The following is a 13,337-nucleotide window of genomic DNA, read 5'->3' as shown; positions in this document are numbered from 1 at the left end:
GTGAAAGGGCGATGTCCTAGGCCTCTAGACGATAGGGACTTGATGAGGCAAACACAAAGGAGCGTGGTGGAGTCAAGCGGGATCGAACCGCTGACCTCTACAATGCCATTGTAGCGCTCTACCAACTGAGCTATGACCCCAGTTTGTGTGAGCGCAATATTAGGGGGGATGCGCTCACACGTCAACAAAAAAATGAATTAAGCTTCGCTAGTTGCTTCATTTTTAGGCAATTTTAGGCTCTCATTGAGTTTTTCCCAATTTTTAACTTCTTTTTTGCTTGGTCCACCCACAACTTCTAAGGCACGGCGTAAACGAGCAAAAGTTAAATCAGGCCCAAGGGTCACCATCGACTGCATTACAGGTGTTGAACTAGTTGAACCTGCAATTGCGATAAAGAACGCTGGCATGAAATCGCGTAATTTAATCTCCATCTGGTTCGCAAGATCCATTAGGGTTTGGCTAACAGTGTCATTATTCCAAGTAAACTGGCCTTCAAGACGCCAAATTGCAAATTGCAGACTTTGACGAACCTGTTCTTGAGTCAATTTTTTGCTTTCAAACATTTCAGCGGTAATTTGTGGCATATGGTTAAAATAGAAACCAGCCCAATTCACAGCTTCTGAAAGTAAATTAATACGCGGTTGAATGGCAGCTGCAATATCTTCTAAAGTGCTGCGATCACTTTTCCATGTTAATAAACGGTCTAATAATTGGCCAGGTGTTAAACCTTTGATCCATTGACCATTTAACCAATTCAGTTTTTCAACATCAAAAATTGGTCCACCTAATGAAACACGTTGAATATCAAAGCTATCCATCATGTCTTGTAGCGTAAACACTTCACTCTCATCTGGCATTGACCAGCCCATACGGCCTAAATAGTTTAATAAGGCTTCTGGTAAAACGCCGATATCGCGGTAATAGTTAATTGATGTTGGGTTCTTACGTTTAGATAATTTTGATTTATCTGGGTTACGCAATAATGGCATGTGACAAAGTGTCGGCATTTCCCAACCAAAATATTGGTAAAGCAACTGATGCTTCGGTGCAGATGGAAGCCATTCTTCACCACGTAATACATGAGTGATTTCCATTAAATGGTCATCTACAACATTCGCTAAATGATAAGTCGGTAAGCCATCATTTTTAAGAAGAACTTGCATGTCGACTTGCGCCCAAGGAATTTCAACTTCCCCGCGTAATAAGTCATTAAATTTACAAATACCTTCTTCAGGTACTCTCATACGGATGACGTGGGGTTCACCAGCTTCTAAGCGACGAGTTACTTCTTCTTGAGAAAGTTTTAACCCGCGACCGTCATATTTTGGTGTTTCACCGCGTGCTTGTTGTTCAGCACGCATCTGGTCTAGTTCTTCAGCAGTAGCGAAACAATAAAAAGCATGACCTTTTTCAACAAGTTCTAATGCGTATTGCTTATAAATTCCCATACGTTCAGATTGGCGATACGGTGCATGAGGACCACCTACATCTGGACCTTCAGACCAATTTAGGCCTAACCAACGCAATGAATCCAAAATCATTTTTTCAGATTCTGGTGTAGAGCGAAGTTGGTCTGTATCTTCAATTCTTAAAATGAATTCTCCGCCATGTTGTTTCGCAAAACACATGTTAAATAAAGCGATGTAGGCAGTGCCGACATGAGGAAAACCGGTAGGAGAAGGTGCAATACGAGTACGAACTTTCATAGGTAATGGGTCAAAATAAAAATTGAAACTATTATAACGAAAAAGCCCAGTATTCTGACGTTTTATTTAACGTCAGTCTGGGCTAAAACTGAAACGGAGAGGGGGGGGTTCAGATTTTAAGAAGCATGCGGTTGGAAGATTGCCTGAACAAAACGTGAAAAACGTTCGTGTTGTGCGGCAAGAAAATTTTGAGTCGGTGTAACGCGAATAGTATTAAGTACTTTAAGTTCATCATCTGAAGAAGGTAATACAATAGGATTACGTTTCTGTTGATCTAAAGCTTTTTCAATAAGCGAAGTCTGCTTATCTGACCCAGTCTTATTTGGGGTATCTTTAAGTACTGCTGCTGCAGAAAATTGTGATGCTAAACCCAGCACCAAACTTAAGCTTAACGCTTTTCCATAATGAATTTTCATTATTAATCATCCCCTCTGTTCATTACATTTCAACTATTTTTTGAGTTTAACGAAATGTAAAATTACGGTAATGCTACGATTTAAACATAAATCTTAATAAAAAAGTGGAACTGTGTCACACTTTTTACAAAAAATATCTATATTTTAATCTGGTCGACCCCAATGTAGGCCATATGTATCCTTTACGCTTCATTATTTAACAAATTAATGTGTAGATAAAGTGAAGGCCCTCATTAAGTTGTAAGAATAATTACAAAAAATTTCAAAAATGAAATGATTTAGGCATCTTAAGCTATATATTTTAAAGAGATTAATAAAAAATATATTAATATAAGTAATTGATTGTAAATTATAAAATTAAAAATATAGTAAAACTAAAACCAATGATGGATTTTGTAAATGAAAAAAATATCAATAATGGCTGTAGCGGTGTACTTGGGAATGGCAACAGCAGCTCAGGCCGCTACTTCTTTTTTAAATGTTTCTTATGATCCGACCCGAGAATTTTATCAAGAATATAATCAGGCTTTTGGGAAGTTCTGGAAACAGCGTACAGGTCAGGATGTTGAGTTTAAACAGTCGCATGGTGGGTCTGGTAAACAAGCACGGGCAGTAGCTACGGGTCTTGAAGCCGATGTTGTAACGTTAGCGCTAGCGAATGATATTGATGAGATTGTGAAAGCAGGCTTTATCCAACCGAATTGGCAAAAAGAATTTCCGAATAATTCTGCACCTTATACTTCGACTGTTGTATTCCTCGTGCGAAAAGGTAATCCAAAAAATATACGTGACTGGAATGACTTAACAAAACCAGGTGTGGAAATTATCACCCCTAATCCTAAAACAGGGGGCGCACCGCGTTGGATCTATTTGTCGGCATGGGGTTATGCTTTAAAGCAACTAGGTGGAAATGATGCCAAGGCTCGTGAGTTAGTTAAAAAACTTTATCACAATGTAAAAGTACTTGATTCGGGAGCACGTGGTTCGCTAACAACATTTGCTGAGCGTGGAATTGGTGACGTTTTATTATCATGGGAAAACGAAGCTTTATTGGCGACTAAAGGACCTGATAAAGATAAATATGAAATCGTTTACCCATCAATTTCAATTTTGGCAGAGCCTTCTGTCGCAATTGTAGATAAAACCGTAGATAAAGATGGCAATCGAACATTAGCAAAAGGCTATTTGAACTTCTTATATTCACCATTAGGGCAAGAGTTGGCGGCTAAACATTATTTCCGACCACGCAATGCACAAGTGGCTGCTAAATATGCCGCACAATTCCCAAAAATTAAATTATTTACAATTAATGATGTTTTTGGTGGCTGGGCTAAAGCTCAAAAAAATCACTTTGCAAATGGGGCTGTCTTCGATCAAATTTACGATGGGAAGCAATAATTAATTAAGTTTTTTTAGAGCCGCTTATTTAATAACTAAGCGGTTCTTTGTATTTTTTAGATTAATTTAAAAATTACCTAATCTTTTTACTAAGGTGTTGATGAAGATATTAATGTAGTGGTCTATATCATCTTTGAAAATCATATATTGTAAAGCTAGCCCATAACTTAATGATACGAGCTCTATAACAATAGAATCATAGTCATCAGGTTCAGTTATCTCTGTTAAAGAAAAGAATTGCTTCATAATCTTCGTTACTTCTTGCTGATGGGTTTTCCAAACCTTTTGATACTCCTCAGCGAAGGTAATATCACGTGCAGCGAATAGCTGTAATTCTATTGATATTTTAAGCCATTCATCGTTTGTAAAAAAAGCGTTCAGCCATTGACGTAATGAATCAATGAGTTGCTCCGTATTTGAAGGGGCACTGGTAAAGATTTCTTGTAATTGTAAATTTTCTTTAGCGAATTGAAGCTGCATTAGCTCAAGTAAAAACTCTTCTTTATTGTTGAAATTCGAATAAAAGGCACCTTGAGTATAGCCTGCCTGTTTGGAAAGATTCCTGATAGATACCGCGTTATAACCAAATTCAGAAATGAGAGCAAACCCAGCGTCAATGAGATGTTGTCGAGTTTGTATCTGTTTTTCATTGCGAGAAAGAGTCATAAGAGCCAGATAAAATAATAATTGCGATATCACTTGATATCTTAATTTTTATGAGATATTTTTGCTACTTATTTATTTCAGATATCAACTGATATCTGATTGTGCGACAATAAAGGCGCTATATGTCTCAAGTCTCTAAACGTATTGTAGTTATCAATGGTCATCCATCCGATACTAGTTTTAATCATGCATTGGCTCACAACTATGTAGAGCAGGCAAAAACATTAGGTATTCACGTAGATCTAATAGAAATTGCCAAGTTGGGTTTTGAACCTAATTTAAAATATGGTTATGAGAAACGAATGGAATTGGAACCTGATTTAATGAATGCGCTGGAAAAAATTCAGGCTGCCGATCATTTGGTATGGTTCTTTCCGGTGTGGTGGGGAGGGCTTCCAGCCATCGCTAAAGGTTTTATTGATCGACTCTTTTTACCGAATCTTGTCTTTAGTTACCGAGAAAATAGCAATCGTGTTATTGGTCATTTACTGTCAAAAACAGCAAGACTGATTACGACTTTAGATCAGCCGGGTTGGTTTTATCGTTGGTACTATGGTGAGCCAAGTACTCGACAACTTAAAAAAGCGACTTTGCAATTTTGTGGGGTTAGTAAAGTCAAAGTTAATTATGTTGGAACAGTGCGGGGCGCAAGTTCAGACCAACGGCAAAAATGGTTAAATCAAATCGGTAAATATGCCGAAAAAGATTGCCAGTTCATCTCGTCCTAAGGTAAATCGGCAGGAGTTTTTAACAAAATAAGCGTAAAGGAAAAGAGAATTTTTTAAATAAAGAATTTAATAAAAAAGTTTTATTAATTCGTATTTAACTCTAGAAAATTATTCTTACTTTCTTATTTTGCTTAAAAAGTGCTAACAAAACGGTTTTATCTATGAAAAATTAATATTTTCCTACAAAAAGCCGTTTGGCGTTGGTCCTAAACAAGGTGATAATGTGCAGTTACATTTTTACGCAATGATTTAACACCTATGTCGCATATTTCTGTCTTACTTTTTGAGACCGTTGAGAGCTTATTGGCAGATCGCACAACAGGGGTGTATATCGATGCAACCTTCGGAAGAGGTGGGCATACACGTTTATTGCTCTCTAAACTTGATGAAAATGCACGAGTGTATGCATTTGATAAAGACCCTCAAGCACTTGAAGTTGCTGCTGCTTTGGCACAAGAAGATCCAAGATTTACGATCATTCATGCAAGTTTTGCTGATATCAAAGAGAAGATGCAGGAAATTGGCGTGATGAGTGTTGATGGCATTATGGCTGATCTGGGAGTGTCATCTCCTCAACTTGATCAGGCAGAACGTGGTTTTAGTTTCATGCAAGATGGTCCGTTGGATATGCGAATGGATAATTCTAAGGGTTTAACTGCGGCCGAGTGGTTACTTGAAATTGAAGAAGAACAATTAGCAAATATTATTTATCAATATGGTGAAGAGCGTTATAGTCGACGTATTGCTAAAGCCATTAAAAATGCTGGAAAACTAGATACAACTGCTCAATTGGCGGAACTTGTAAAAACAGCTCATCCAAAATGGGAAAAACATAAACATCCAGCGACACGTACATTTCAGGCTATTCGTATTGCTATTAATAAAGAGCTCGAAGATATTGAAGTGTTTTTGCCGCAAGCTGTAGACTTACTCAAACCGGAAGGACGTTTGTCTGTTATTAGTTTCCATTCTCTTGAAGACCGACTGATTAAGCAGTTTATTCAAAAAGAATCTACGTTAGCAGAAGATTTCGGCTGGGGAATGCCAGCACAGCGGGTAGATACAAGAAGATTAAAGAAAATTTCACGGGTTCGTGCGAGTGAAGAAGAAGTAAAAGCGAACCCTCGATCACGTAGTGCATGGCTTCGGGTTGCTGAACGCTTGGAAGAAAAAGGCGCGTAATGAAAAGCAGTGATGAAATCGCAACCACAGAAAACAAAGTGGTGAAAAAAGTTGTGGTGTATACAGTCTTGGTGGCACTTGTTTTTATAAGTGCCATGATGGTGGTATTTCAAGTATTTGAATATCGTCATGATTATAGAGAGCTTAGCTCTTATATGCGTGAACGTGATGATCTCAATGCTGAATGGGGGCGTTTGCTCATTGAGCAACAAACCTTTGGTGCAACGGCACAGATTGGTACACGTGCTGTAACTCAGCTACGGATGTTTTCTCCACCGGCTGCAGAAACGGTGGTAATTTCTTTACCAATGACCTCAGAGCAAAATAAGTAAGGCCTTGCTGTATGGTAGATAAGCGAACAAAACAAACACGGAAAAAACAGCAGTCTATTTCGGAAAAACCAACTCTTGCCTTTGATATGTGGCGGTTTTATCTGCTCTGGGCAGTAGTGTTACTCTGTTTTGTTGTTTTAATTGCACGTGCATTTTATGTACAGGTAATTAATAAGGATTTTTTACAAAACAAGGCCAATGCCAATATTTTGCGTACTGAGCGTGTGGAAGCTATGCGTGGCGTGATTAGTGACCGCCATGGTGTGCCTTTGGCAATTAGTACACCGATCATGAAAATCGTAATGGATCCGCGTGATTATTTCGATACAAAGCATTTATATGACCAAATTACAGCGGAATTAAAGAAAGATCCGAACAATCGTAAATTAAAACGACAATTACCCGATAAAAACTTGAATCTTGATGAGTTGGCGGATGTCGTTGGTTTAGACCGTGCCGATCTTAAAAAGCAGATGAATGCACGACCGCGTTCTCGTTATCTGGTTTTGAAAAAAGAAATACCGCCACAACAGGCAGACCTTATTACGAAAGGTAACTTTCAAGGCGTGTATGCCGAGAAAACCTATAAGCGTTATTATCCTCAACCACAGCCAAATGCCCAGATTATTGGTTTAACCAACAGTGAAGGCCAAGGGATTGAAGGCTTGGAAATGCAGCTCAATAAACAGCTGTCAGGTGTGGATGGTGAGCAAAAAATTATTCGTGATAAGCGCGGAAACCGCTTAAAAGTTTCAGAGGTTATCCGTGAGGGTGAGCCAGGCGAAAATATCACTTTAAGTATCGACTCTCGTTTGCAATACATTATGTATCGAGAGCTGACCGCAGCTGGTGTTGCAAATAATGCCCGTTCGGCAACGGCAATTGCTGTAGATGTTAAGACCGGTGAAATTCTGGCAATGACCAGTTGGCCGTCATATAACCCGAATGATAAAAATGGTTTGTCTAATAAAGATGCCATGCGTAACCGCGGTGCGATTGATATGTTCGAACCGGGTTCAACCATGAAGCCATTTACAATTTCTTCTGCATTAGAAACTGGGCAATATACGCCTAACACGATTGTAAATACCTCTCCGGGTTCAATGCGTTTAGGTTGGCATACGATTCGTGATACCCACAACTATGGTGCTTTAACTGTTAGTGGCGTCATTATCAAATCTTCAAACGTGGGTTCTGCAAAAATTGCATTGTCACTTCCAAAAGAAACACTACCAAGCTTCTTTAATCGTGCCGGTTTTGGTAAACGCTCGGCTGTGAAGTTTCCGGGGGAAAGTTCAGGTTTAGTGCTTCCAGTAAGTAAATTGAACTCTTCTCAAATTGGTACCATGGCTTATGGTTATGGCCTAAACGCAACTATTCTTCAGTTGGCGCAAGGCTATGCAATGCTTGCAAATCATGGCGTAAAAATGCCTCTAAGCTTGCATAAACTCGATCAAGCACCTAAAGGTGAGCAAGTTCTTGCTCCAAAAATTGCTGATCAGGTTTTGCTTATGCTAGAGCAGGTTACGATGCCTGGTGGTACGGCAAAGCAAGCTAATATTCCAGGTTATCGCGTTGGTGGTAAAACAGGTACGGCTCATAAACTTCGTGCAGACCGTAAAGGTTATTCAAATAATGAATACCGTGCTTTATTTGCAGGTGTTGCGCCAATTAGTGACCCACGTTTAGCCGTTATAGTCGTTGTTGAAAACCCACAAGGCCGTTATTACGGTGGTTTGGTTGCGGCCCCTGTTTTTGCACGCATTATGCAAGAATCATTACGTTTAATGAATGTGCCGCTTGATAAGCCCCTTGATACTTCAGTAAATCCTATTCGCAGGTAAGCTATGTCTGTTTCTTTTCAAGAAATTAATCCAGTCGAGATTAATGCACAGTGGTCTCAGCAGCCTTTCCATGGCTTTAGTCTAGACAGCCGTAAGGTTGAATCAGGCCAAATTTTTATTGCTTTGACTAGTTATAGCCAACCTGAAAAAACACGTGCTTTTGCTGAGTCAGCGCTAGCCAATGGCGCACTTGCGATCATTAGCGAGACTGAGCTGGGTGTGGCAAATGAATGGGTATGCCCTGATGTACGTCAGCGCATGGGCGAATGGCAAGAGCGTTATTTGCAACATATTGACCCTGGTACACCAGCACGTATTGTTGCAGTAACAGGCACAAATGGTAAAACGACAATTTCACGTTTAGTTGCTGAATTAATTAGTTCACAACAACAGCGCTGTGCGGTGATGGGCACAACTGGTAATGGTATTTTGCCTGATCTGACACCATCAACTCATACTACACTCGATGCTTTACAACTACAAAATGCATTGCATGATTATGCTAAACAAGGTGCGACTTTCGCTTCTTTGGAAGCAAGCTCACATGGTTTAGAGCAAGGTCGTTTAAATGGTTGTTCGATTGAAATTGCTGTTTATAGTAATTTGAGTCGTGATCATCTGGATTATCATGGCACTTTAGAGGCTTACGCAGAAGCAAAGGCTCTCTTGTTCCGTTTTAACTCTTTAAAAGTAGCTGTTATTAATCTTGATGATGAATATGCTGCTCTTATGATAAATGCGGCAAAACAAAATCCTGCTCAGCCAAAGATTCTGACGTATTCACTTACTCAAAATACAGCTGATTATTATATTACTGACTTAAGTTACAGTTTGGCAGGGGCGACTTTTAATTTAGTCAGCTCGCAAGGTTCTTTTGCTGTTCAAAGTCCATTATTGGGACATTTCAATGTTGAAAATCTGATTGCAGCACTTATTGCTGCTGAGCAAGCAGGTTTTGATTTAGAGGCTTTAGTCGCTTTTATTCCTAAGCTCATTGGTGCACCGGGACGAATGCAGGTCATTCGTGATGGCGAACGTTTATTTGTTGTGGATTATGCACACACACCTGATGCTTTAATTCAGGTGCTTAAAACTTTAAAACGTCATGTATCTAATCAGCTTTGGGCCGTATTTGGGTGTGGCGGAGATCGTGATCGTGGTAAACGCCCACTCATGACTCAAGCAGCTTTGGATGGAGCGAATCCGATTATTCTGACTTCGGATAATCCAAGAACTGAAGACCCTGAACAAATTTTTGCTGATATGAAGCAAGGAATTAATTTCTCTGGGCATCGCATGCAGGAAATTCATGATCGCCGTGAAGCAATTAAATTTGTTGCACAGCAAGCTCAAGCTGGTGATATTGTGGTTATTGCTGGTAAAGGTCATGAAAATTATCAAGAAATTAATGGTGTGCGCCACTGGTTTGATGATGTTGTCGAAGTACAATCAGCAATTGCTGCGCAACACCATACTGTAGACGCTGCTTACCCTGCACAATAGGATTATTTATGCATACTTCAACCACCAGTACCGTGCCTTTGGAACCGTGGACAGCTCAACAATTACAACAGGCAACGCAGGGCTATTGGCATAAAGACCAGATCCCTCAAACTGAAATTAAACGTATTTTGACGGACTCTCGTCATGCGGAAACTGGGGATGCCTTTTTAGCACTAAAAGGTGAGCGTTTTGATGCACACGACTTTGTAACTCAGGTTGCTGCGAATGGTTGTCAAATTGCCATTGTTGAACGTCCTTTAGATGTAGAAATTGCACAGTTAGTTGTTGCCGATACTCGCTTGGCTTTGGGGCAACTCGGCGCTTATCGCCGTGAGCAAAATACACAATTAAAAGTGATTGCTTTAACAGGCAGTAGCGGTAAAACCACAACTAAAGAAATGTTGGGAAGTATATTATCGCGCTTAGCTCCGACATTAATCACCCGTGGTAATTTAAATAATGATCTTGGTGTACCCATGATGCTGCTAGAGCTTCGCAAGGAACATCAATATGCGGTGATGGAGTTGGGTGCAAGCCATCAAGGTGAAATTGACTATACTTCTAAATTAGTTCAGCCCCATGTTGTAGGCATTTTAAATATTGGTACAGCTCATCTGGGCGAATTTGGTGGACGTGAAGGTATTTGCCGAGCTAAATCGGAAATTTATCGTCATATTTTGCCAAATGGCGTTGCAATCGTACCGCAACAAGATGATTTCACTGCTGAGATTCTTGACGCCGCAAAAGCGCATCGTATTTCTACATTTGGTGTAGGTGGCGATGTGTATGCAACAGATATTGAATTATTACCTCAATCAACAAATTTTACGCTACATACGCCGCAAGGCGTCAGTGCCGTTAAACTCCCTTTTGCAGGTGAGCATAATGTTCAGAATGCAACCGCAGCTGTAGCCTTTGCTTTAGCAATTGGTATTGGACTAGAAGATATTGTCCAAGGCTTGGAGCAAGCTCAGGGAGCTAAAGGTCGTCTTAACTTTATTCAAAAGTCACCTTACTTATTTATTGATGATACCTATAATGCCAATCCGACTTCTATGCGCGCTGCTGCACAAGTGTTGTTGCAGCAACAAGGCATAAAAGTGATGGTCATGGGGGATATTGGTGAGTTAGGTGATAGCAGTTGGCAAGAACACCACGATTTAGGTCGTGATCTTGCTGAACTTCCTTTAGATCATATTATTGCAGTTGGGCAGTTTGCTCCAGCCGCTCTCGAGGGTGCAGACTCTCATTCCAATAAAGTGAAAGCATTTCAGACACAAGCTGAGGCGCTTCCATTTCTAATCAATCTAATCCAAACACATCAACCACAGTCCATGAGTTTCCTGTTTAAAGGTTCTCGCTTTACTCATATGGAAACGTTGATGGCTGATTTGATGGAGAAACTTTAAATGCTGTTATGGTTGTTTGAACAACTTGCGGGCTATCACAGTTCGTTTCAGGTCGTTCGTTATTTAACATTACGTTCTTTACTCAGTGTATTAACTTCACTGACCATTGGTTTGGTCCTCGGACCGATCATGATTCGTAAATTACAAGCGTTAAAATACGGTCAGGCAGTAAGTTCATTTGCTCCTGAAAATCATGCTAAAAAGATGGGTACACCAACCATGGGCGGGATTTTAATTCTGCTTTCAATTGGTATTAGTACTTTACTCTGGGCTGATTTATCTAACCCTTATGTTTGGATTGTGCTTGGTGTAATGGTTGTGTTCGGCGCTGTGGGTTGGGCAGATGACTGGATTAAAATCCGCTATAAAGACAATGCTGGTTTACCTGCCCGTAAGAAGTTTTTCTGGACTTCTGTTGCATCGCTTGGGGCTGGTATTGCTTTATATTTAATTGCAACCCAACAGTCGAATGCTGAACATACTGCAAACATGCTGGATTTATTGATTCCATTCTTTAAGAATCTTTCAATTCCACTCTCTATGGTTCCTTTAGGCTTGGCATTTATTGTATTTACCTATCTGGTTATTAATGGTGCCTCTAACGCCGTTAACTTAACTGATGGTTTAGATGGTTTGGCAATCATGCCTGTTGTAATGGTAGCTACGGGCTTAGGCGTATTTGCTTACTTGTCAGGTGATATTCGTTTTGCTAACTATTTGCATATTCCATATGTGAAATATACCTCTGAGCTTGTTGTAATCTGCTCTGCGATGATTGGTGCGGGCTTGGCATTTCTTTGGTATAACGCACACCCTGCTCAAATCTTTATGGGTGATGTTGGCGCTTTAGCTTTAGGTGCGATGCTTGGAACAATTGCTGTTATGGTACGCCAAGAAATCGTATTTGCGATTATGGGTGGTGTGTTTGTAATGGAGGCAGTTTCTGTATTCTTGCAAATTGGGTCGCTGCGGATGCGTAATAAACGCGTGTTCTTAATGGCACCGCTACATCATCATTATGAAAAGCAGGGTTGGAAAGAAACCCAAGTTGTGATTCGTTTTTGGATTATTACAATTATATTAGTAGTTTTAGGTCTAATGACTTTAAAATTGCGATAGATCTTATTTTAGTGTCAATATAAAGCCAGTTCTACTGGCTTTTTTTATTGGAGAGATGAATGACAAAAGTTGCTGGTCTAGACCAATTATCTGTAATTAATCAGAAAGTAGTTGGAGAGGGCGAAGTATTACCTCAAGTTGTGCTTAAAGATGGAAGTCAGGTGCAAACAGGAACTGTCGCTACAATGCTGCATAATATTGAATTATATAATGCAGGCCAAAGAGGCCAGATTGAGGAAGAATTAAAGATTGCTATTCCAACTTTAGTCAAAGTGGGGCTATTTGATTTATTCCAGGTAGATGAATGGATTAAGGGAACAAATGCAGGGCGTACATTTGTGGGAATGCATGCAAAGTCTTATATACAACATAAAGAACAAGAGAATAATTAAAAGTGACTAAGCAAATTTTAATGTGTCCTGTGTGTCGTCAGTCTCTCGATTTAAATGAAAAAACTTGGCGTTGTGGACAAGGGCATAGTTATGATGTCGCTAAACAAGGTTATGTGAACTTACATGTTGTGCAACATAAACATAGTAAGAACCCTGGAGATACACCAGAATCTGTCGATGCACGAAGAGCTTTTTTACAAGGTGGTTATTATCAGCCTTTACAGCATGCTGTAGTCGCTTTATTAAAACAATTAGATGTAAAAACCGTACTTGATATCGGGTGTGGTGAAGGTTACTACACCAGTGCTATGCAGCAAGTCGTAGAGCAATGTGTTGGTGTTGATATTGCAAAAAATGCGGTACAGCGTGCAGCAAAGCTCAATACTGAGGTGACTTGGGTTGTGGGGACTGGTGCGACTTTACCTGTGCTTGATCAAAGCATGGATGCATGTACTAGTTTGTTTAGCCCAATTCCACAAGCAGAAATTGCTCGTGTTTTAAAGGATGATGGATATTTAATTGTTGTCACTCCTGCATCTGAACATTTGTATGCAATGCGTGAAGCTTTATTTGAACAGGTTAACCCTCATACACCAGAGAAGTTTGTGGAGCAGTTGCAAGATTTGTTTGAGCTCAAACAAG

Annotated in this window: 13 protein-coding genes and 1 tRNA gene; 10 read left to right on the top strand and 4 right to left on the bottom strand. The window is 39.8% G+C overall.

The window, feature by feature from the left end:
• Positions 1 to 64: 64 nt before the first annotated feature.
• From UC75_RS09695 to UC75_RS09685, 3 genes are all read right to left on the bottom strand, one after another.
• Positions 65 to 140: transfer RNA gene (locus tag UC75_RS09695), tRNA-Ala, on the bottom strand.
• A 57-nt stretch (positions 141 to 197) separates the two neighbouring features.
• Complete coding sequence (gene gltX, locus UC75_RS09690) at positions 198 to 1,706, bottom strand: glutamate--tRNA ligase (RefSeq protein WP_049837455.1); 1,509 nt, start codon at positions 1,704 to 1,706, stop codon at positions 198 to 200.
• Positions 1,707 to 1,822: 116 nt separating this feature from the next.
• The gene (locus tag UC75_RS09685; RefSeq protein WP_005300933.1) at positions 1,823 to 2,122 is read right to left on the bottom strand and encodes a hypothetical protein; all 300 of its coding nucleotides are present in this window, start codon (positions 2,120 to 2,122) and stop codon (positions 1,823 to 1,825) included.
• Between the two features lie 399 nt (positions 2,123 to 2,521).
• Here UC75_RS09685 and UC75_RS09680 point away from each other — a divergent pair, with 399 nt between their 5' ends.
• Positions 2,522 to 3,520: a sulfate ABC transporter substrate-binding protein gene (locus UC75_RS09680; RefSeq protein ID WP_049837454.1), complete on the top strand. Its 999-nt coding sequence runs from the start codon at positions 2,522 to 2,524 to the stop codon at positions 3,518 to 3,520.
• A 66-nt stretch (positions 3,521 to 3,586) separates the two neighbouring features.
• Here the strand turns inward: UC75_RS09680 and UC75_RS09675 are convergent, their stop codons facing one another.
• Positions 3,587 to 4,186, bottom strand: a complete 600-nt coding sequence (locus UC75_RS09675; RefSeq protein ID WP_049837605.1) for a TetR/AcrR family transcriptional regulator — start codon at positions 4,184 to 4,186, stop codon at positions 3,587 to 3,589.
• A 122-nt stretch (positions 4,187 to 4,308) separates the two neighbouring features.
• Here UC75_RS09675 and UC75_RS09670 point away from each other — a divergent pair, with 122 nt between their 5' ends.
• From UC75_RS09670 to UC75_RS09630, 9 genes are all read left to right on the top strand, one after another.
• Complete coding sequence (locus UC75_RS09670; RefSeq protein WP_049837453.1) at positions 4,309 to 4,914, top strand: NAD(P)H-dependent oxidoreductase; 606 nt, start codon at positions 4,309 to 4,311, stop codon at positions 4,912 to 4,914.
• Positions 4,915 to 5,172: 258 nt separating this feature from the next.
• The gene (rsmH, locus tag UC75_RS09665) at positions 5,173 to 6,096 is read left to right on the top strand and encodes a 16S rRNA (cytosine(1402)-N(4))-methyltransferase RsmH (RefSeq protein WP_049837452.1); all 924 of its coding nucleotides are present in this window, start codon (positions 5,173 to 5,175) and stop codon (positions 6,094 to 6,096) included.
• Positions 6,096 to 6,428 (top strand): cell division protein FtsL, encoded by a 333-nt coding sequence (ftsL, locus tag UC75_RS09660; RefSeq protein WP_004789835.1) that lies wholly within the window; start codon positions 6,096 to 6,098, stop codon positions 6,426 to 6,428. Before rsmH ends, ftsL begins: the two co-directional genes overlap by 1 nt.
• Positions 6,429 to 6,439: 11 nt before the next feature.
• Positions 6,440 to 8,272, top strand: a complete 1,833-nt coding sequence (gene ftsI / locus UC75_RS09655) for a penicillin-binding protein PBP3 (RefSeq protein ID WP_005300944.1) — start codon at positions 6,440 to 6,442, stop codon at positions 8,270 to 8,272.
• Positions 8,273 to 8,275: 3 nt separating this feature from the next.
• On the top strand, positions 8,276 to 9,775 hold the full coding sequence (locus UC75_RS09650; RefSeq protein WP_049837451.1) for a UDP-N-acetylmuramoyl-L-alanyl-D-glutamate--2,6-diaminopimelate ligase: 1,500 nt from the start codon (positions 8,276 to 8,278) through the stop codon (positions 9,773 to 9,775).
• 8 nt (positions 9,776 to 9,783) lie between these two features.
• Positions 9,784 to 11,184 (top strand): UDP-N-acetylmuramoyl-tripeptide--D-alanyl-D-alanine ligase, encoded by a 1,401-nt coding sequence (locus UC75_RS09645; protein ID WP_049837450.1) that lies wholly within the window; start codon positions 9,784 to 9,786, stop codon positions 11,182 to 11,184.
• Positions 11,185 to 12,303, top strand: coding sequence for a phospho-N-acetylmuramoyl-pentapeptide-transferase (gene mraY, locus UC75_RS09640; protein WP_004789827.1), 1,119 nt, complete (start codon positions 11,185 to 11,187; stop codon positions 12,301 to 12,303). It abuts the gene before it with no gap.
• Between the two features lie 59 nt (positions 12,304 to 12,362).
• Complete coding sequence (locus tag UC75_RS09635; protein ID WP_049837449.1) at positions 12,363 to 12,695, top strand: hypothetical protein; 333 nt, start codon at positions 12,363 to 12,365, stop codon at positions 12,693 to 12,695.
• 2 nt (positions 12,696 to 12,697) lie between these two features.
• Positions 12,698 to 13,337 (top strand): putative RNA methyltransferase (locus UC75_RS09630; protein WP_128825243.1); only part of this gene is annotated, 640 nt, incomplete at its 3' end.

Origin of the sequence: Acinetobacter sp. V2 (assembly GCF_001188385.1) — a bacterium.
Lineage (GTDB): Bacteria > Pseudomonadota > Gammaproteobacteria > Pseudomonadales > Moraxellaceae > Acinetobacter > Acinetobacter oleivorans.
The sequence above is the reverse complement of the archived record's forward strand: the minus strand, read 5'-3'. Positions and strand labels throughout refer to the sequence as shown.

Coding starts and splice junctions, on each gene's coding strand:
- gltX (WP_049837455.1), bottom strand. CDS start 1,706: ATGAAAGTTCGTACTCGTATTGCACCTTCTCCTACCGGTTTTCCTCAT.
- UC75_RS09685 (WP_005300933.1), bottom strand. CDS start 2,122: ATGAAAATTCATTATGGAAAAGCGTTAAGCTTAAGTTTGGTGCTGGGT.
- UC75_RS09680 (WP_049837454.1), top strand. CDS start 2,522: ATGAAAAAAATATCAATAATGGCTGTAGCGGTGTACTTGGGAATGGCA.
- UC75_RS09675 (WP_049837605.1), bottom strand. CDS start 4,186: ATGACTCTTTCTCGCAATGAAAAACAGATACAAACTCGACAACATCTC.
- UC75_RS09670 (WP_049837453.1), top strand. CDS start 4,309: ATGTCTCAAGTCTCTAAACGTATTGTAGTTATCAATGGTCATCCATCC.
- rsmH (WP_049837452.1), top strand. CDS start 5,173: ATGTCGCATATTTCTGTCTTACTTTTTGAGACCGTTGAGAGCTTATTG.
- ftsL (WP_004789835.1), top strand. CDS start 6,096: ATGAAAAGCAGTGATGAAATCGCAACCACAGAAAACAAAGTGGTGAAA.
- ftsI (WP_005300944.1), top strand. CDS start 6,440: ATGGTAGATAAGCGAACAAAACAAACACGGAAAAAACAGCAGTCTATT.
- UC75_RS09650 (WP_049837451.1), top strand. CDS start 8,276: ATGTCTGTTTCTTTTCAAGAAATTAATCCAGTCGAGATTAATGCACAG.
- UC75_RS09645 (WP_049837450.1), top strand. CDS start 9,784: ATGCATACTTCAACCACCAGTACCGTGCCTTTGGAACCGTGGACAGCT.
- mraY (WP_004789827.1), top strand. CDS start 11,185: ATGCTGTTATGGTTGTTTGAACAACTTGCGGGCTATCACAGTTCGTTT.
- UC75_RS09635 (WP_049837449.1), top strand. CDS start 12,363: ATGACAAAAGTTGCTGGTCTAGACCAATTATCTGTAATTAATCAGAAA.